Source organism: Cytobacillus sp. FSL R5-0377 (assembly GCF_038004385.1).
GTDB lineage: Bacteria > Bacillota > Bacilli > Bacillales > Cytobacillaceae > Cytobacillus.
On record NZ_JBBORA010000001.1, the window covers coordinates 552,502 to 571,972 of the forward strand.

A 19,471-nucleotide genomic window follows, 5' to 3' on the forward strand; every position below is an offset into this window, starting at 1 on the left:
AAACGGTAACTTCATCCGATAATCTTTTTTCGCACCGGTACATATAGAACAACTCTGCATTTCCCTTCTGTATCTTCAGCAGGATTATTCAGATTAATTTCAAGGTTATGTCTATCGTAATCAGGGTCATATTCGCTAATTGGGAGCCATTCTCTAAACATATACTGATAGGCATACCGTAATTTATCAGGTGCATCATAGAATGGATAAATTGCATCATCCCCGGCAGCAGGCTTTTTAAACATTATTTGCTTATCCCCCTTTTTATCAAATCCTTCAGGGATTGTAATACACGCATCATGGCGGCAATTATTGCTCTCCACCAGCTCAGGGTTATCCAGTGAAATACCTATGAAAGATTCCGCCAGGGGAAATAACCCATTGGTGCTTGCCCAGCTAATCAATCTTCCTCAATGATACTGCGGCTCAAAATAACTTTCTGTACGCCTGATATACGCTACTTCTGTTTCAGATAATTTCTTTACGATGATCTCCATTTCAACCCTCTCCCTAATTGGAATTATTCCTTTAATAATTTTGGCCATCTTTCTTTTTTATTCTTTCTCCAATTTCATTTTTCTGCAACAAAAAAAGCGCGCAGCTTTTTATGCTGAACGCGCCTTTATATAGCAAATGCATGGTTGCCTATTTTTTTTACTACTTCTCGAGAAAAAATCCACTGGCTTGTAGCCGTGTCAGGGTTATAAAAATAAAGAAGCTCATCGTTTTGCTCCTTATCAATGAGTGCTTTCTCAACGGCCTGAACTGCTTCATTGCTTGCAGGTTCATTGATGGAACCATTTTGAACTGGTTCAAAAGCATTCTTCTGATAAATAACTTCCTTGACCGAATCCGGGAATTGTTCATGCTCGACACGGTTCAGAACCACGTCAGCAACAGCAACTTTTCCTTCAAACGGCTCCCCTTCTGCTTCAGCTTGTACAAGACGTGCAAGCAGCTTCTTTTCTTCCTCTTTAATGAATCGATGATCCGTTGATGATGACTCCTTCGCGTCAACTTCAACTTTTTTATATGTCAGTGTCTCTGGAGCTTTCTGATCCACTGTCTCAGCATCGAAATGATCTGCAGGAAACATGCTATATGAACCCATAATGAGGGAAATGGCAGCAACAAATGTTACTAAATTTTTCATTTTGTAAACCTCCTGTTTGTAGTTTTTAGGCAAAAACAGGCCACTTACAAGGCTAACAGGTTTACAGGGATAACTCATTAGTGAATCAATGGGAGAATTACCAATCCAAAAAATGGAATTAAAAATTTGCCCATATAATAACTTAACTTATATATTTGTTATAGCATTTGAAAAAATATGATTTTAAACTTATGGTTACAGCCTAAGAGGATCGAGGTGTTAAAATAGTTGAAAGTACTTGAAACTGATCGATTGATTCTTCGCTGGTTAACACCGGATGATGCAGCATTCATTCTCGAACTTTTAAACGAACCTTCATGGATTCGTTATATTGGCGATAAAGGTGTACGTACCCTTGAAGATGCAAAGAATTATATTGTGACCGGACCCATGAAAATGTACTCTCAGGCGGGCTTTGGCCTCTTTATAGTTGAACGGAAGGAAGGAAACACTCCCATTGGAATGTGCGGATTGATAAAACGGGATACTCTGGACAATGTAGATATTGGATTTGCTTTTTTATCCAGATATCAAACGCAAGGCTACGGGTTTGAGTCAGCTTCTGCTGTATTAAAATATGGCCATAACCAGCATGATCTGGAACGGATATTGGCTATCACAACCTTAGACAATCATTCTTCCTCAGCACTGCTTGAAAAGATCGGCATGAACTATGAAGGAACCATTATTTTGGATGGTGAAGATCTAAAGTTATTTGCATCTGAAAAATAACTTCTTCTATCCTTTACTAAGGTGTCTGCCCCCAAACGTAATAATTTTTGCTAAGGGCAGACACCTTCTTTATTAGATATCCATTACATATCCAATCAGCTTTTGCTTTGTCTCTTCATCCGCAAACGAAGCTTCCACGCTATTTGTGTATATGTGCTTATAATCCTGATCACTCATAGCGAATGTCTTTGAAACTATTGCACACTCCTTTGCCATCGTTGTATCCGATACTGTTCTGTTATCCGTATTAACTGTTACTTTTATTCCATCCCGATGGAAGTCGGAAATTGGGTGTTCGCTAAATTGGTTTACCGCTTTCGTTTGAACATTGCTGGTTGGGCACATTTCAAGCACAACTTGTTTTTCCTTTACAAGCTTGTAAGCCTCTTCACAGTCTTTAATAAATACACCGTGTCCGATTCGTTCAGCTCCCAGCCATTCAACGGCCTCCAGCACATTTTTACCGATTCCCGTTTCACCGGCATGAATGGTGACTTTGTATCCATATTCTCTGGCCAGCGCGATCGGTTCAATGAATTTCCCGCAGAAGCCTTCCTCCTCGGAAGCACACAAATCTATTGCGACAACCCCTTTTCCCAGGAATCCCCTTCCCTTTTCAACGACCTCAAATGCACTTTCTGCCCTCATCGTTCTCATGCATGATAAAATAATATTTCCTTTAATATCAAATACTTCTTCAGCTTCTCTTATCCCTTCAATCACACTTTGGATGATTTTTTCTACGGATAATCCCTTCCGCGTATGAAGTAAAGGGGCAAAGCGCACCTCCATGTACTTCACATTTTCATTTGCTGCATCTTCAAAAAGCTCAAAGGAAATTCTTTTTAAATTTTCCTTTGACTGCATGACCAAGTTAGGAATGGAGAATCTTTTTAGATATTCATCCAAAGATTCGCAATCCAACGGGGCAATTAGTTCTCCTTTGATTTTTTCTTTATCAAAAGAAGGCAGGCTGATGCCATCTCTTTCCGCGATATCTATGATGGTTTCAGGTCTTACACTTCCGTCCAAATGGCAGTGAAGTTCAATTTTAGGCATATTAGTAAAATTCATAGCTTGACCTCCTAGATTTTTTACAAAAAAAAAATTCCTGATTACGAAGAAAATACAGCACATGTATCTTCTTCGTAATCAGGAATTATAGGTTCCTGGTAGAGACCTCCAAACCATATTATTGGAGTTATACGAATGAAAGCATTTCATTTGGTTTTTTAAAAGGATAAATAATATTATTGTTTTTGTCAATCACTTATTCAAAGTTTTAGCAGCTCTTCTATATGCCCTATTGCACCCTGAAGCCGCTCCTTATAATCTCCTTTGAGGGTTTTGTAATTAATCTTATGGTTGTTCAGCAGTGTTTTTAGAGCATCGTTGTTTTGGAGCCTTACTTCATTCTCTCCATGAACACGAAGTCCATCATCCACCCATTTCACATCAGGTTCAAGATATAGCCATAGGTCATAATCCTGCAGGTTCGCTATTTCATCCAGCACTGTTTGATGCTCATTGTTGTATAGGCTGGAGTAAAACTGAGTCACGATTGCCTCTGTGTCGATAAAAACAACTCTGTTCGCTTTTTCAATCGCCTTAATTTCACTAAGCTTATGGCCATATGCAATTTTGTGGTAATCCTCCTTCACCATAATTCCATCGCAGCCGCCTAATTCTTCGCAAACCGTTCTGCCATATTCCTCCACAAAAGAAGTGTTGTAGATTTTAGCAAGATTTCTCGTCAGGGTAGATTTCCCGCAGCTCTCGGTTCCCACTACTACAACCTTCTTAACGAAATATGGTTTAACAAAGTCCGGAATGTATTCCCAATGATGAAAGACTCCTTCATTGCGGATCGCTGTTGCCGATATATTCACCTGTCTCCGGCTTGGATCAATCAATTCGTGTTTCGCTTCAGGATAAAGTTTAGTAAAGATCTCGTTATATTCATACTCTGAACTAAATACATAATCAATTCGCTTTCCAATTGCCTTTTTTATCTCTACTGCACCTTCTGCCCAGTTGTAATCCTCATCCCCCTGATTGTCTTTAATGGATATGACCTTCACATGCGGCATATCTTTAGTTAATTGACTGAGCCAGCGCAAGCGGATATGAGACGGGATATAAGGCATTTTAGAATGCTGGCATAATTGTCTGTCACGCAATTCGCTATGAGACAGCACAACATACAGTTCATCCACGGTGGAGGAAGCCTGAACGATGGCATAAACATGGCCAAGATGAAGCGGGAGAAACTTGCCTCCAATAAATCCGACTGTCATTTAGACCTCCTCCTTATTCTGTTTCACATATAATTTCCGCCAGTTGATATATCCATAAATGCTGTTGACCAGGAAAGCAGTCCACATGACTAACATCGAGAAGTCATTGCCCCCCTGTGAGATAAGGGCACTCGTCCACAGGATAATGGATAAAACATTAACGGAAATCCAGAGGAGCCATTGCTCCGCAAATCTCTTCAGCATTAAGATCTGCGCAGTTATAGAAAGAACGTTAGTAGCTGAATCCGTCCAGACAAATTTCCCCTCTAAATATTTAAGGAAAAACCCATACCCAATTGTAAGAATGAAAATGGATACTAATGTATAGAACCATCCTGTTTTAGTCAGGCTTTTAACCTGCACATCTTCCCCTTTAACACCGCGATTTGTTTTATGCTGCCTCCATAGATACATCCCAATAAATTGTATTGGAAAATAAAACAGGGCATTAAGCATGGCTTCACCATAAAGACCATATCCGTAAGCAATATAAGCATAAGTTAAGGTTTGAACAATACCAAAGTAATAGTTTGCAATCTTACCTTTTGCCACCAGCACCACACATAACATGCCGCTTATAGATGAAACCAGGCCAAGAAGTGAATCAGACCAGGCAAAGAATAGATAAATGTTAACCAGTGTAAACGTGATCAGCCATATAATTTCAAATCGCGTCCAGTTTTTAAAAATCCCCATGTGTATCTCTCCCTTAAATATTTGCATTTTCACCCTTGCAGCTTGTTTCGATATACTGACACAATCGGCTGAAAGTCATTGAATCGATAAAGCTGAGCCGGCGTTTTTGAATAGCGGTTTGATTTCTTAGGCTTTCCGTTTTCCATTACAGCTTCAATAAATGGAAGTGTCGGTGCTTTTCTGAAAAAGGCAGCATCAGTCGAAATCGTTGAGTCATCCAATACCGTCAATAAGACGCCCTGGAGTTCAGAAAGCACGAATTCTTTTGGAAGAAAATGCTTAGCCAGTGTTGTCAGTGCCATATCTTTTTTAATAAACCAGACTGCATCATCGATAATGGTCTGATGATCAAAAGCAAAATCAAGTTTAACTGCGTCTTCAAGTGAAAATAACTCAATCTCAGATGCATCATAAGTCTTTTTCCGGCTGGCTAAAGCCGCTTCATTAGTGATAACATAGTGCGCATTAGAGATAATCCATCCCCGCTGATCCCGGCCAGGAGAATCATAAACACCAAAATGCTTTATTTTCAACCCTTCCACTCCGGTTTCCTCCGCTAATCTTCGCTCTGCTGTCTGAAAAGCTGTCTCTCCTGGCCGGACAAATCCTCCTGGAAGCGCCCACTTACCTGCTTCCATATTTGGATTTCCTTCATGGTCCAGTTCACTTCTTTTAATCAGCATGATTTTCAGCTCTTTTTTTGGAGGTTTATACTCTCCAACTTGTTCAGATGTGATGGTAAAAACCGCAATATCACTTGTATAACCGTCAGGGGTAATAAACTTATTCTTCAAATTGGTTCACCTCTTATTAATTAACATTTTGTTAATCGTTAATTAAAATATATTCCATTTTTTTCTGTTAGTCAATACGTTTCTCATTAGTATGAAAAAAAAACTGCCCAATAATTTGAGCAGTTTTCTAAGTCTTAATGCTGATTTTTAACTACTTCTTGTCCCCTTACATTCCATGTTACTGCAAAAATGAGGGCTGCAAGTACACAAGATGCGGTTAACAGCATAAATCCTGCATCCCATCCGGATACATCTACGATGACACCCATTAACGCATTAGCAGTTACAGTACCTCCGAGGTAACCAAACAATCCAGTTAATCCTGCGGCAGTTCCGGCAGCCTTTTTAGGAACAAAATCAAGTGCCTGAAGGCCAATTAACATTACCGGTCCATAAATAAGGAAACCGATCGCAATCAGACAAATCATGTCTATCGTTGGATTTCCTGCAGGGTTAAACCAGTAAACAAGGACTGCGATTAATACTCCCAGCATAAATACAAATCCTGCAGGACCTCGGCGCCCTTTGAAAAACTTATCTGAGATCCATCCGCATAATAGTGTTCCTGGTATACCTGCCCACTCATATAAAAAATAGGCTACACTGGATTTGCTCATATCGAAGCCTTTCTCCTCGCTCAAATATGTTGGTGCCCAGTCCAGTACACCATAACGGACGAAATAAACGAAAATATTAGCAATAGCAATTGCCCAAACCCATTTATTATTTAATACATACTTGAAAAGAATTTCTTTTGTTGTTAATTCAGTCTCAAAGGTTTTCTTGCTTCTGCTTGGATAATCATTGCGATATTCTTCAATGGATGGCAGCCCAGCCGATTGGGGAGTATCACGAATGAGGAAGTAGGCCATGAATGCAATAACAATAGCTACGAGTGCCGGTAAAATGAATACACCTTCATAGCCTGAAGAAGAGGTACCGGCTATGCCAGCGAACAATGCTGCACCCGCCACAGCCAGAGGTGCCATTAGACCGCCGCCGACGTTATGAGCTACATTCCAAATGGCTGTTTTGTTTCCTCTTTCATTGATGCTGAACCAGTGTACCAGAACACGGCCAGATGGCGGCCAGCCCATTCCCTGGAACCATCCATTTAAGAAAAGCATAATAAACATGATGGAAACAGACGAAGTAAAGAAAGGTACAAACCCCATTAATAAAGAAATAATTGCAGAAAGAATTAACCCTGCAGGCAAGAACACTCTTGGATTACTCCGATCTGAAAAGGTCCCCATGACGAATTTACTGATGCCATAGGAAATCGAAATAGCTGATAGTGCAAAACCAAGTTCAGTTTTGGAGAATCCTTCTTCAATAAAGTACGGCATAGCCAGCGAGAAGTTCTTCCGAATCAAGTAATACGCTGCATAACCAATGAAAATTCCCAGAAAGACTTGAAATCTAAGTTTCTTATACTCAGAATCAATTTGTTCTTCAGGCAATCTCTCAATTGGAGGAGCAGGCTTAAACATTTTGAACATTTATTTCCCCCCATAGATCTATTCGACAACATTATTAACTGCTAAAAAAAACAAAACCCACACTTTAATAACACTTCCGGGAATGGAAGTGTAAAAAAGCATGGGTTCTCCGTTTCTCCACCATAGTTAACTTGTCATGTCACAATTCTAGTATTATATGTAAACGTTGTCAATAGCTAGTAAAATTTTTAGCCAATTTTCGATAGGCACAAAATAATGCCCGCCCTCTCAATCCAAAAGAGCGGACACCTAAATTCATATCTACAGTTTCACTTCAGCTGGCTTAACTGGCGTTTCAACTTCACTTTCACCAACAGGTTTTTTAGACCAATAAGTCGCAAGAATCGGTCCTGAAATGTTGTGCCAGGCAGCTGCCAGTACGCTTGGAAGCGCCGCCAGGGGACCAAAGTGTGCAGTCGCAAGTGCAACACCAAGCCCTGAGTTCTGCATGCCAACTTCAATGGCAATCGCTCTCCGGTTTACTTCACCCTGTCCAAGCGCTTTTCCTGCCAAGTAGCCAATCATGAGTCCAAAACCATTGTGCAGCATGACAGCTGTAAAAATCAGAAGTCCTGATGCAGCAATAGTTGCCGAATTACCTGAGACGACTGCAGCCACGATGGTAATAATAGCTGCCACTGAAATTAACGGTAAAACTGTTAAGCTTTTTTCCACTGCCACGGGGAAGAATTTCTTAATTGCCAATCCCAAAACAATTGGTACAATAATGACCTGGACAATAGACATAAACATGGCCACTGCATCAACCGGCATCCACTGGCCCGCAAGCAGGAGGAGAAGCAGCGGTGTCATGATTGGCGCGAGTAAAGTTGATACGGAAGTCATGGCTATGGACAAGGGAACATTGCCCTTAGCCAGATACACCATAACGTTAGAGGCAGTTCCCCCTGGTACACATCCGAGCAATACCAGGCCTGCTGCCAATTCTGCCGGCAAGTTCAAAAGTTTTGCAATGACGAAAGCGACCAGCGGCATGATGATGAATTGGGCACATACTCCAATTACCACCGGCAGAGGTTTCGTAAAAATAATTTTAAAATCGACTGCCTTTAATGTGAGTCCCATTCCAAACATGACAACACCGAGAAGGATGGTGATATAGCCTCCCAGCCCTAAAAACGGGTCTGGAAACATAAAAGCAATAACCGATGTTAAGATAACCCACACGGCAAAATATTTACCGGCAATAGTACTGATTGCTTCTAAAACCTTCATATCATCACGCTCCTTCTTTTGTCTTCAAGATTTTATTTGGATTAAAGAGGTTATCCGGATCCAGGGCGCGTTTAATTTTTTCCATAACCATCAGCGCCTGACCATGTTCTTTTTGCTGATATTTCTGCTTGCCAACCCCTACACCATGCTCACCCGTGCAGGTGCCGCCCCGCTCAAGAGCATAGAGGACGATTTGTTCATTGAACTTTTCTGCCTTTTCCACCTCATCAGGGTTACCCATATCAATCATCAGGAGTGTATGGTAGTTTCCATCCCCCACATGCCCGACGATTCCTCCAGGAAGCCCAAGTGCTTCGACCGCTTCCCTGGCATGGCTGATAGCGCCAGAAAGTTCTGAAATCGGCAAGCATACATCAGTTACCATCATTTTCTTCCCGGGATGGCCATGGATATATGCATAAGCAAGGTTATGCCGGGCCTCCCACAAGCGGTTTCTTGCTGCATTATCGGTTTCAATTTCAATATCGAGACAGTGATGGTCTTCGACAATTTCTCTGGTGAATGCAACATCCTGCATCAAACCAGCTTCATTGCCGTGAAACTCCAAAAAGAGTGTCGGACGTTCGTTATAATTGGTTTCACTGAACAGGTTCACCTGCTTCATGGATGGCTCATCGACAAGCTCCACCCTCGCAATCGGAACCCCTGCCTGTAAAATGGAAACTACGGCTTCAACCGCATCATTCAGTGAAGGAAAAGAAGCTCTCGCTGCCATCACATGCTCTGGAATTCCATATACTCGTAATGTCAATTCTGTAAAGCATCCAAGCGTCCCCTCAGATCCAACGAAAAACCCATTCAGATGGTATCCTGAGGAGGATTTAGCTGCTAAATTGCCTGTATGTATGATCGATCCATCAGCCAAAACTACTTCCAGATCACGCACCTGATCACGCATGACCCCATATTTAACCGATGTAGTTCCACTCGCATTGGTTGCTGCCATTCCGCCAAGTGTGGCATCCGCTCCCGGATCCACAGAGAAAAACAGCCCATATTTTTTCAATTCTTTGTTAAGCTGTGTGCGGGTGACGCCAGGCTGTACACGGACAAGAAAATCTTTTTCACGCACTTCGAGGATTTTATTCATCAATGAAAAGTCAATCGTAATTCCATGTTCGTACGGTATCACATGCCCCTCAAGACTGGATCCCAGCCCAAAAGGAACGATGGGAACTTTATATTCTCTTGCCAGCTTTACCACTTCACTGACCTGCTGGGCTGTTTCCGGAAAAACCACAAGATCGGGAAGACTCTCTTTATGGTATGATTCATCCCTGCCATGCAATTCTCTTACTGTCTGATTTTCTGTTACCTGCTGATCAGAAAGCACCTCTTTCAAAGCATGCATGAGGCTCATACTAGCTGTTTCCATCCTATACTCCTTCTTTCTTCTGCTGAAAATTTGGTCAAACCAATGCTATAATTGGTCCAACAAGTTAAGTCAATTATACTAACTTATCAGAAAAATTCAATTATTTATTTAATTATTTTTAAGGCATTGATTAATAGATTTCATGTCTGTTACATTTAGGAAAGTAAAAGGGACCTATTTTGAAATGAGGGTACGGGAATGGCGGAGAAAAAAAAGACCTATCTGGTTTTAGCAGATAAATTGATAGAATGCTATTTGGGGGGCAATGTTAAACCGGGTGAACGGCTGCCTTCAGAAAGAGAATTGGCATGTAAATTTAATGTCAGCCGGACAACCATCAGGGAGGCCCTTAGAACTCTGGAACTAAATGGGCTCATCGATATCCGCCAAGGGGGCGGAAGCTATATTAAAGTCTCCGGCATCCAATCCAGCAAAGAAGACATCATCACAGCTGTCAAAGCAGAAAATCCTTTAGTTTATGAAATGCTTGAGCTCAGGCGTGCCTTGGAGGTCGAATCCTCCTTCCTTGCTGCCAAAAGAGCCACTTCTGCAGACTTGGAGAAGCTGCGAATAGCTTTAAATCATATGGCCCTGTCCAAACAAGACCCGGAATTAGGGTTAAAGGCCGATCTTGATTTTCACATCGGAATTGCGGAAGCCACCCATAATTCCATTTTCATTAAATTGATCCATACTCTCAAGGGACATATGGAAGATACTATTCGAGCTACACAGAACCATCGCTTTAAGGATCCGGCCCGTTACGAGGATACAATGGCAGAACATAAAGAAATTTATCTTGCTATTGCCTCTGGAGATGGTGATAGAGCAAAAGAATTAATGGAATGGCATATTACGAAAATCAGGAATGAACTGGTAGAGTCGATGATTTAATGAAAAAGAAGCAGGCACCATTCAGGTACCTGCTTCATCTATTTCAATCAGCTCAGTTTTTAGCTCTATTTCATCATCTAAATATTTTGTCGTGCTATAACCGTATATCTCCAATGATTTAGGAGTTACATTTTTCCCATGTATCTTTGTGCTTTGCACAGTAAAGAAGTGGCGGGGCTGCTCCATTTCATCGTATAGTTTCGTCGTAATCTTTTTCATATCAGATTCTTTTCCGTTTTTATCCATAACAACTCCTTCATGGTCCATCTCCATTGAGGATTCTTTACCTTCATCAGTGATTATATTGAAATTAAGTGATTCATACACCCGATTCTTAACTTCATGATTGCTGAAAACAACCGTAGCAGGCTGCCCGCTTTCCACCTTATCAATAGAAATAATGCTGCCTGCATATTCAAAGGTTTTAGGATATTCCTTGGCCGCATCAAGTGCAATCCTTTTATGGTCTTCTACTGACAAATAAACACTCTCGAAGCGCACTTTAACCCTATCGGTTCCTTTTTCAAAAAGAGGTTCAAAATGTGCTTGGAACTTGCTCCAACGTAAATCATTCTGTGCATGCACATAGGAGTTTCCATACATGTCAGCTTCCGCTATGCCGTTATTAATTTCCAAATTTTTAAAATTAATCATGTCGATCCGCTTCTTCTCCGTCACCTCATTTTTGAGACCATATTCCAGTATAGTCGCTGTTGGAGCAAGAATTAGTCTATCAATCAAAACTTCTGCTCCCTCTATATCAACTACTTCATTCAATGTATATTTGATAGAGGGATTTTTTGTGAACGGAATTTCAAAGTTCCATTCCCCTTTTTCCGGCTCCATATCGAAAAAGGCATCAGGGGAATGACGTTTTAGTTTCATCACTTTGTTGATTTTAAGTTTTATAGTACCTGTCTCTTCTTCAAGTGGCCTTAGACTCAGTTTCCCATGATAAATAGTCTTTTCCTGTTGATTAAGATTTGACTCCATATCTGGCGGATAGTACCTTGGATAGGTATTTGCCACCATTATTTTCATTTCATCCTCGATAATAACCCCATCGTCTATATTTATCATATATTGGCCGTTATCTTTGGTATCTTCTATCTCATAAAAAATTAGAGTTTGAATTTCATCAGCAATCACACTCTTAATCCGTATAATTACTCCATCGCTTTCCGCTTCGAGTCCAAGCCTTTCACCCAGACCCTCCTGAAGAAAAACGCGCAGCTCCACATTTTCTTCCGTCAATGAGTAATAGATCTTTGAAAAAGCTCCGGTGAAAAAGCCTGTACACAAGAAAATCGCGACAACACCAACTGAAATGAGTCCCATTCTTTTACGTTTTTTCTTCTTCTGATTCAGGAGGTTTTCCCTATATAAAATCCGTTCCTTTACGTTTTCCATAAAACCTGCCGGCACGCTAAATGAATCAATGGTTTCTGAGAACTTCAAGTTCGTTTCCTGCAAAGATGCTAAATCATCCTGGCAGTACTGGCAATGATAAATATGCTTTTCAAAATCAATTTTCTGCGGCCGTTCCAGTTTTCTTTCCAGGTAATCCACGTAATGCTTTTGGTACTCATGACAGCCCTGATAGGCCACTCCATTCCCCAATCCTTTTCTGAGTAATTGTAATCCGGAAAATATATGCTCCTTTATCTGTTGGGGCGGCACGTGGAGAAGCTGCGCTGTTTCTTCCATAGAAATTCCTTTAATATAGGTTAAGACCAGCACTGCTCTTTCCGGTTCTTTTAACTGTTGGAGGACATGAAAAATAGTTTCCTCTGAAGCGGTTAAACTATTATCAATAGAAAGCTCCCGGCAGACTTGCATAAAAATGGATAAAACCGAAATCTCAAAAGAAGTATTGCTTGTAAATTTCCGCAGCTCCTTTTGCACCTGTAAAATGGACCTATAAAAAAGTTCCTCTATTTTGGCCTGTTTTCCAAGATAGGACCAGCCAAGTGCATAAAAGGATCGCTGATGCTTTTCAAACCAGTTAACGATGGATTCTATGTCTTTTACTCTTTTCGTTACTGGTAAAACGGGGTTGTTTTTTGCTGGGATGATCAAGGCCATTCTCCCCTCTAACCTGCGCCTAATTATTTTTTTATACCTGGTTTTATTATACCAATTAGAGGGATATAATTCACCAAAATTTGGATGTAATGATATTCCCTCAGACATATCTAAAACACCTTTACTTTACAGGTCTGCAAAGGTGTTTTCCAATGAAAAGCTATCTATATCCCTCAGCATTGGCCGGCTTTCCCGCCTCCTGGACCTCAGCCAGGTACCTGAAAGCCTCCGGCTGAGAACCATCCAAATCATAAAAATGATACATTTTCGCCAGCTCACCGCTTGAGAAGGATCTGCCGGTCAACCGTTTTTTATCAGGATCTTTTGCAATGGCACTAATTGCCCGCCCTATAAACCTTGGTGTTTCAGATATCACAAAATGAGGCTCCTTTTGGGTGGCATCCTTCCAATTCTCTTCTCTGACCCCAAACACCTCAAGCATAATTTCTGAACGCATCCATCCGGGTGAAACAGCAACAGCGGTGCAATCATAAGGCGAAAGTTCATGGGCCAATGCTTTGGCCATACGGATAACTGAGCTTTTGGCCAAGTCATAAAACATAGACACCCGGTAGCGATCGTGATTATACTCTTCTGTTCCGTCTGTTACTTCAACCACTAATCCCCCTTTGTTTTTGATCAGAAGCGGAAGGGCATAATGACTTGTGTTAATATGCGTATCAATCGCCAAACGAAGCATTCTCATCCCTTTTTCCAGTGAATGCTCCCACACAGGAATGTCCCATTCAATCAAATTTTCGCTTCCCCATATATCATTAACGAGGATATCCAGCCTGCCATGTTCTCTCTCAATTTTTTCAATTAAAGACTGTATCTGATCTGCCATAAGATGATCCACCTGGACAGCTATTCCAGTTCCGCCCAGCTCATTGACCAATTCAGCAGTTTCCTCTATTGTCTCTTTGCGTCCATATTCCGACATCTTATTGCGCGTAGTACGGCCTGTAATATAAACGGTTGCACCTGCAGCACCAAGCTCCATGGCAATGCCGCGGCCAGCTCCCCGTGTTCCGCCGGCTACCAGCGCCACCTTCCCATTTAATGATCTCATTTTGATCTGCCCCCTTTTGTGTTATATCTATACTATAATCATTAATGTTGACATCCATTGTCATATTTAAAACTATTTTACCAGGAGTGAATAGATTGCGCGCAGACAGACTCATTGCCATCGTTTTAATGCTTCAAAATAACGAACGAATGACCACGAGGGAATTGGCAAAAGAATTGGAGGTAACAGAGCGGACCATTCACCGGGATATGGAAGCCTTAAGCGGTGCTGGCATCCCAGTCCTGGCTGAACGGGGAAAATTCGGAGGCTGGAAACTTCTTGAGAATTACAGAACAAATCTTACCGGGTTAAAAGCCGCTGAAATCAAAACACTTCTTCTCTCCCCTTCCATCGAGCACCTTGCTGACCTTGGCATCAGCAATGATTGGAAAGAAGCACGCCAGAAACTCCTGGCGGCCATTCCAGCTCCACTGAAAGAGGATGTGAAGGATATTTCCAACCGGATTCATTTCGATACCGGCACATGGAGGCAGACACCACGGGAAATGAAATCTTTTGGAGTACTTCAGCAGGCGGTATGGGAGGAGAAAAAGCTTCAGATTCAATACGAAAAAGCAGACAAACAGACAAGCAAAAGAATAGTTGAGCCGCTGGGACTGGTCGCCAAAGGGAACACCTGGTATCTTGCAGCTGTTTCTGATGCCAAGATAAAGACGTACCGTGTTTCAAGAATTGTTGATGCCGTAGTGATTAATCAGTTTTTCACCAGGCCGGATCACTTTGATCTCGGTGCCTATTGGCAGGAATCGAAGCAGACATTCATTAGCAGCCTGCCTAAATTTGAGGTTGAAGTGGAGATTGCACCAGCCATTATGGAGCGGATTAATTTTACTGGTCGATTTGTTCAAGTCCTTCATACGGATTCTCCTGCGGAAAATGGGTGGATTCCTGCTAGCCTCTGCTTTCCTTCTGAGCAGGAAGCATGCGGGTATATACTTGGGTTCGGGGATCAAATGAGGATTATAAAACCTGTTTCGCTTATGAAGAGTGTGAAGGAAATGGCTGAAAGTGTTGTTCAATTATATGGGAAATGCTGAATAGCGGAGGATGCAGAAAACAAGCTTTTCTATATCAAACTCAATTCGTAAATACAGCGTTCCAATCATTATTGTCTATTCTCTTGAATAAAATATAGAGACCTATTAACCTGGTTCCTTCAAAAGTGATAGCAGAATTACAAATGCTTAATTTGTTCAAACACAAGATAAGGTATAGAATAATCAGACATTAAAAAAGGGGAATAGTAGATGAAACAAAACATAATAGACATTGTACAATCCCAAGTGATTGCTTCAATAAAGGAAGAAGGAGACCTGGAAAAGGCCATTCATTCAAAAGCCAACATGGTTTTCATCCTTACTGGAAATTTGATTACTATGAACGGTTACCTGAAAAAACTAAAGCAAGCCGGCAAAACTGCATTCATCCACATTGATTTTATCGATGGACTGTCCAACACGAAGAGCGCTATTAAATACATAGCAGAAATCTGGAAGCCAGCCGGCATTATTACAACAAAGAGCAACCTGGTTAAATATGCTAAAGAAGAAGGCCTAATGACAATCCAGCGCCTTTTTCTTATCGATCGCAATGCACTGGTCAAAGGAATCGATATCGCGCATAACTGTAAGCCGGATGCAATTGAAGTCCTGCCTGGCCTCATGCCATCTGTCATTGATAAACTGACGACAATGACTGCACTGCCAATCATCGCTGGTGGCCTGATCAGTAATAAGGAGGACATTTTGAATGGATTAGGAGCCGGTGCACTCGCCATTTCCTCCGGCAATCCAAAGCTATGGAATTTGGATCTCTAACTCTTTTTACTTTCTGCCTTTCTTATTTCTTATACCTTGGAAAAGGTAAACTAATAATCTCGCTCTCTTCCAATACGTTGCATTTCTTTGTAATGGTTTTATAGTCCAAATGCTTCTCTACCGATTATCGATCAGATAATTCAGAATAAACTTAAAAATCATACTAAATGCACATTGCCGCCCCCAATCCCCCATTGTATGATTAATTAAATATTAAAAATAGCGGGTAGAGATGAGGAGAACCCTGTGCAACTGTGTGTACGGCATCGTACACTCTGTTGTCATGGGTTCTTTTCATTTTTCATAAAAAACCTTTTAAAAAGGAGGATTTATGTTGAAAATTCAATTCAAATGGGTATCTGTTCTTATGCTTGTAATAGGAATTGGAATGGCACTAATGCCAGCATAGGAAGCCAAGGCAGAAGAGGCAGGCGCACCCGGTCTGCTGATCACGGAATTGATTCCTAATACAGATAACTACGGGGGTAATGATGCATTTGAATACTTTGAGCTTTATAACAATAGCCCGAATAAAATAGACCTGAAAGATTACCGGTTCGCCTCCCACAATTGGAATGAAAAAATACAGGAATCATATATTTTAATGCCTTGGGAAACTGTGGTGGTCTGGACAAAAACCGCAGCAATCAGCCCGATCTCACTGGAAGCTTTCAACTATAACTATTTCTATTCCTATAAAAGCAAGTATTTAAAAGAGGAAGATACCATCACCCTAAGTAATATCAGCGGCCTGGTCAATGGCGGCAGCACACTAACTGTATATGATCCTAATGGCAGTGAAGTTGTCAAAGTCGTTTATTCAAAGGACGATGTGTTAGTAAAGAAAACGGTCACGTATACTTATCCTGAGAACAATACAAGGACAATGAAAAAGTTAGGGATCAACCAAAACCCTACTCCGGGATGGCTGGCAGAAGGTCAGGCTCCAGCCCGTCCAGTATCAGATCAGGAAGCTCCGAATCCACCTGCCAATCTGTCGGCGACTGCTGGCAACGGAAATGCTGCATTGAGCTGGGGCGCTTCAAATGAATCAGACCTATTTCGTTATCACATTTACAAAGATGGACAGCTCGAATATTCTGTTGATGCATCAAGTACAGATTTTCAGCTTTATCTGTTAATTGGCAGCCAAACCTACACATTACAAGTTAGCGCAGAGGATACATCTGGGAATATATCGGAAAAATCGGAGCCAGTACAAGTCACCCCTGAACACCAAATCATTACGCAGCTTGAACGCTGGAAACATCTAAAGGACCCAGCCTATCAAGGTCTATGGGATATTAGTTCTGACGGACCAGTGATTGCTGGACTAGCGGAAGGTCTCGTCCCTCAAGGGTTATCCTATTATAAGAAAAAAGATTGGCTGCTGACCATAAGCTATGTCGATGATGGCATTCGGCCGGGTACCATTACCGTAACAGATCGCACGTCAGGCAAGCTGGTGAAATCAGTTGTCCTTTATAATACTGACGGCACCCCTTATACCGGTCACGCAGGAGGCGTTACGGTTAGTCGCGATCATGGCTGGGTCGCATCAGAGAATTACTTGTTCAGCTTCAAATTAAGTGACCTGGCAAAAGCCGAAAATAATGGAGAAATCCAGTTCACAAGACAAATACCATTACCGGTCGAAGCAGCTTACACAGTTTATGATGAAGGTATTCTCTGGGTCGGTGAATTTTATGAGGCAAGCGCCTATCCGACTGATCCATCCCACCATATTGAAAACAGAGATGGTGAGATGCATTATGCCTGGATGATCGGCTTCGATTTGGAGCGAAGCAACGACATGCTTTCAGAAGAACATTGGAATGGTTCACTTGACCATGCTTTGCCCGATTACGTCCTTTCAACGACTGGAAAAGTCCAAGGTGCCATTATACAAAAAGCTGCAAGGAATGGAATTATACTAAGTACATCCTACGGAAGAGCAAATGATAGTGTGCTTTATCGGTATGAGTACCCGTTAAAAGAAGACCCTCATTCCTATGTCGCTGTTGAAGGAAAAGAAGTGCCCCTTTGGTTCCTTGATGGACACACTGCAAAACCGCGCCAGAGTATCGAAGCCATTCCAATGCCAGAAGGAATAGTAGAAGTACAAAAAGAACTCTACGTCGTATTTGAATCTGGAGCAGATAAATACCGATATACGACCACCTACCCGATGGACCGGATGCTCAGAATTGATATGAAGAAATTGATGAAAGAAGATAAAGGGATTGAATAACAAAAAAATGAGCAGTATGTTAGTAACTTTGTGGTCATAGAAAAACTAATAAAGTGAAGAAATACAAATAAAATATAAAGCAAAAAGCTTGAGGATTAAATTCACCCTCAAGCTTTAATTGTTGTATACTGCTGCATAGCATTTTATTTTAAATAATTTCATTCCATATTGAACTTGAAAAAGGCAACCTGGCTTTTATTACTTATAAACTAACCGGCGCATTAGATGTTCAAGTGGTCCTTTCCTATTGTATTTTGCTAAAATAGATGCAATTATGACAGCAGCTATCCATAGGAAAATAGCAGCCGCTGTAACTCCGCTGCTGGTTAATGTTCCGCCTAAATCCAAGGCTGCGGGCGACAATAGGATGACTAACATGGCTTCATTCAAGACATAAAATGTAAGCGAACGCTGTCCTAATGCAACTATTGAATTTGTGATCCAATCAGACTTTTTAATATGGTTCCCAATTACTCCAAATAATGCGGCATATCCGATTCCAGCAGCCATACCAGTTATAATGTGAATACCCCAAATGATTCCGGCTGCAAAATAGCCAGGTTTCCATACTTCACCAATCATCACTAAAGGAACAGCGCCAATTATTGATATTGTAATTCCTATTACAGCAATTATTTTTAATCTCTTATGGTGCGCATGAGGATCTGTTAAAAGACGTTTCCTCCCACTCCAAATCCCTAAGAGTACTGAAGGGATAATGGGGAAAAGAAAATGAATGAAGATAGGAACAATAGGGAACGAAACAATTGCCTCAGTTAGTAACTGAATATAATGGTCATCCCTCGAAAAATCACTTCCAAACCCATACCTGCCCATTTCATTCAAAAATGAACCCCATACAAATGGTAAATAAAACAGTATAACGATACAAATGATGGCCGCAGCTTTAATTAAAACCCTGTTATCACGCGGCAGCAGCCAGCTTACCAGCAGACCGGCTACACCATAAGCCATCAATATGTCTTGTCCCCCAATAAATACAGCTAAAATAATTCCGAATACGATTAAATAATAACATCTCCGTCTAATGATTTTAATCGCGGCTTTTATCGTACTGCCTCGTGAAAGCTGTTTTTCAAAGCTCAAAACTAACCCATATCCAAATAAAACAGCAAACAGCGGCCGTGCACGGTTATCTATAAACAATTCTCCGAAAGTATTTATCAATGAGTCTATAAAAGTAATGCTCTTAGGGCGACTCATAATCCCCGGATCGGAAGCGTATAAGTATAATGGCGCATGAGCAAGTACAATCAACAAAAGCATGAATCCTCTAGCTAAATCTAATGAAATTGCCCGTTTATTATATGTGTGATTATTTTGTTGTGCGTTTATAAAACTCTCCTCCTTGATCTTGTATGGAACCTAAATACAATATTATCTATTCTGAACATCCATATCGTTTTATCACAATTTTTTATTACTAATAATATAACACCTAGATTCAATTATTTTTCAATAGGATAAAAATAAAAGTTAAATAGTGTTGGCCATCTAAAATCTA

16 protein-coding genes, 1 pseudogene and 1 riboswitch are annotated in these 19,471 nt (G+C 41.0%); of the genes and pseudogenes, 5 read left to right on the forward strand and 12 right to left on the reverse strand.

From position 1 onward, the window contains the following. Window positions 1-11: 11 nt before the first annotated feature. Window positions 12-497 (reverse strand): annotated as a pseudogene (locus NSQ49_RS02745) (AraC family transcriptional regulator). 125 nt (window positions 498-622) lie between these two features. After that, the gene (locus NSQ49_RS02750) at window positions 623-1,153 is read right to left on the reverse strand and encodes a cell wall hydrolase (RefSeq protein ID WP_251282866.1); all 531 of its coding nucleotides are present in this window, start codon (window positions 1,151-1,153) and stop codon (window positions 623-625) included. Window positions 1,154-1,381: 228 nt separating this feature from the next. Between NSQ49_RS02750 and NSQ49_RS02755 the strand changes: the two genes are divergently transcribed. Then, entirely contained in the window at window positions 1,382-1,885 is a 504-nt protein-coding gene (locus tag NSQ49_RS02755) for a GNAT family N-acetyltransferase (RefSeq protein WP_251282865.1), read from the forward strand. A 72-nt stretch (window positions 1,886-1,957) separates the two neighbouring features. On the opposite strand, the gene add is transcribed toward NSQ49_RS02755, so the two are convergent. From add to NSQ49_RS02790, 7 genes are all read right to left on the reverse strand, one after another. After that, window positions 1,958-2,959 (reverse strand): adenosine deaminase, encoded by a 1,002-nt coding sequence (gene add, locus NSQ49_RS02760; protein ID WP_251282864.1) that lies wholly within the window; start codon window positions 2,957-2,959, stop codon window positions 1,958-1,960. A 55-nt stretch (window positions 2,960-3,014) separates the two neighbouring features. Then, window positions 3,015-3,114, reverse strand: a riboswitch (purine riboswitch). A 45-nt stretch (window positions 3,115-3,159) separates the two neighbouring features. Next, window positions 3,160-4,182, reverse strand: coding sequence for a multifunctional transcriptional regulator/nicotinamide-nucleotide adenylyltransferase/ribosylnicotinamide kinase NadR (gene nadR, locus NSQ49_RS02765; RefSeq protein ID WP_251282863.1), 1,023 nt, complete (start codon window positions 4,180-4,182; stop codon window positions 3,160-3,162). After that, window positions 4,183-4,878, reverse strand: coding sequence for a nicotinamide riboside transporter PnuC (gene pnuC, locus NSQ49_RS02770; protein ID WP_251282862.1), 696 nt, complete (start codon window positions 4,876-4,878; stop codon window positions 4,183-4,185). A gap of 29 nt (window positions 4,879-4,907) precedes the next feature. Then, window positions 4,908-5,672, reverse strand: a complete 765-nt coding sequence (locus NSQ49_RS02775; protein WP_251282861.1) for an NUDIX domain-containing protein — start codon at window positions 5,670-5,672, stop codon at window positions 4,908-4,910. A gap of 134 nt (window positions 5,673-5,806) precedes the next feature. Further along, window positions 5,807-7,174, reverse strand: a complete 1,368-nt coding sequence (gene glpT, locus NSQ49_RS02780; protein WP_251282860.1) for a glycerol-3-phosphate transporter — start codon at window positions 7,172-7,174, stop codon at window positions 5,807-5,809. Between the two features lie 261 nt (window positions 7,175-7,435). Then, window positions 7,436-8,410, reverse strand: coding sequence for a bile acid:sodium symporter family protein (locus NSQ49_RS02785; protein WP_159867094.1), 975 nt, complete (start codon window positions 8,408-8,410; stop codon window positions 7,436-7,438). 4 nt (window positions 8,411-8,414) lie between these two features. Continuing rightward, entirely contained in the window at window positions 8,415-9,806 is a 1,392-nt protein-coding gene (locus tag NSQ49_RS02790) for an FAD-binding oxidoreductase (RefSeq protein WP_251282859.1), read from the reverse strand. 198 nt (window positions 9,807-10,004) lie between these two features. On the opposite strand from NSQ49_RS02790, the gene NSQ49_RS02795 reads away from it, so the two are divergent. Continuing rightward, window positions 10,005-10,700, forward strand: coding sequence for a FadR/GntR family transcriptional regulator (locus tag NSQ49_RS02795; RefSeq protein ID WP_159867088.1), 696 nt, complete (start codon window positions 10,005-10,007; stop codon window positions 10,698-10,700). A gap of 21 nt (window positions 10,701-10,721) precedes the next feature. Here NSQ49_RS02795 and NSQ49_RS02800 read toward each other — a convergent pair whose 3' ends face one another. Both NSQ49_RS02800 and NSQ49_RS02805 read right to left on the reverse strand, forming a co-directional pair. Beyond that, the gene (locus NSQ49_RS02800; RefSeq protein ID WP_341070355.1) at window positions 10,722-12,785 is read right to left on the reverse strand and encodes a DUF4179 domain-containing protein; all 2,064 of its coding nucleotides are present in this window, start codon (window positions 12,783-12,785) and stop codon (window positions 10,722-10,724) included. A 160-nt stretch (window positions 12,786-12,945) separates the two neighbouring features. Continuing rightward, complete coding sequence (locus NSQ49_RS02805; RefSeq protein ID WP_159867082.1) at window positions 12,946-13,857, reverse strand: SDR family oxidoreductase; 912 nt, start codon at window positions 13,855-13,857, stop codon at window positions 12,946-12,948. 95 nt (window positions 13,858-13,952) lie between these two features. Between NSQ49_RS02805 and NSQ49_RS02810 the strand changes: the two genes are divergently transcribed. The 3 genes from NSQ49_RS02810 (at window position 13,953) to NSQ49_RS02820 (ending at window position 17,946) form a co-directional block, all read left to right on the forward strand. Then, entirely contained in the window at window positions 13,953-14,915 is a 963-nt protein-coding gene (locus NSQ49_RS02810; RefSeq protein ID WP_159867079.1) for a helix-turn-helix transcriptional regulator, read from the forward strand. 210 nt (window positions 14,916-15,125) lie between these two features. Further along, the gene (locus NSQ49_RS02815; RefSeq protein ID WP_159867076.1) at window positions 15,126-15,695 is read left to right on the forward strand and encodes a glycerol-3-phosphate responsive antiterminator; all 570 of its coding nucleotides are present in this window, start codon (window positions 15,126-15,128) and stop codon (window positions 15,693-15,695) included. A 442-nt stretch (window positions 15,696-16,137) separates the two neighbouring features. Beyond that, window positions 16,138-17,946 carry a lamin tail domain-containing protein gene (locus tag NSQ49_RS02820; protein WP_341071569.1) on the forward strand — a complete coding sequence of 603 codons (1,809 nt, stop codon included), beginning with the start codon at window positions 16,138-16,140 and terminating at the stop codon, window positions 17,944-17,946. Between the two features lie 198 nt (window positions 17,947-18,144). Here NSQ49_RS02820 and NSQ49_RS02825 read toward each other — a convergent pair whose 3' ends face one another. Continuing rightward, on the reverse strand, window positions 18,145-19,302 hold the full coding sequence (locus NSQ49_RS02825) for a DUF418 domain-containing protein (RefSeq protein ID WP_396398065.1): 1,158 nt from the start codon (window positions 19,300-19,302) through the stop codon (window positions 18,145-18,147). Between the last annotated feature and the right edge of the window lie 169 nt (window positions 19,303-19,471).

Coding starts and splice junctions, on each gene's coding strand:
- add (WP_251282864.1), bottom strand. CDS start 2,959: ATGAATTTTACTAATATGCCTAAAATTGAACTTCACTGCCATTTGGAC.
- NSQ49_RS02795 (WP_159867088.1), top strand. CDS start 10,005: ATGGCGGAGAAAAAAAAGACCTATCTGGTTTTAGCAGATAAATTGATA.
- NSQ49_RS02750 (WP_251282866.1), bottom strand. CDS start 1,153: ATGAAAAATTTAGTAACATTTGTTGCTGCCATTTCCCTCATTATGGGT.
- nadR (WP_251282863.1), bottom strand. CDS start 4,182: ATGACAGTCGGATTTATTGGAGGCAAGTTTCTCCCGCTTCATCTTGGC.
- NSQ49_RS02800 (WP_341070355.1), bottom strand. CDS start 12,785: ATGGCCTTGATCATCCCAGCAAAAAACAACCCCGTTTTACCAGTAACG.
- NSQ49_RS02785 (WP_159867094.1), bottom strand. CDS start 8,410: ATGAAGGTTTTAGAAGCAATCAGTACTATTGCCGGTAAATATTTTGCC.
- pnuC (WP_251282862.1), bottom strand. CDS start 4,878: ATGGGGATTTTTAAAAACTGGACGCGATTTGAAATTATATGGCTGATC.
- NSQ49_RS02790 (WP_251282859.1), bottom strand. CDS start 9,806: ATGGAAACAGCTAGTATGAGCCTCATGCATGCTTTGAAAGAGGTGCTT.
- NSQ49_RS02815 (WP_159867076.1), top strand. CDS start 15,126: ATGAAACAAAACATAATAGACATTGTACAATCCCAAGTGATTGCTTCA.
- NSQ49_RS02805 (WP_159867082.1), bottom strand. CDS start 13,857: ATGAGATCATTAAATGGGAAGGTGGCGCTGGTAGCCGGCGGAACACGG.
- glpT (WP_251282860.1), bottom strand. CDS start 7,174: ATGTTCAAAATGTTTAAGCCTGCTCCTCCAATTGAGAGATTGCCTGAA.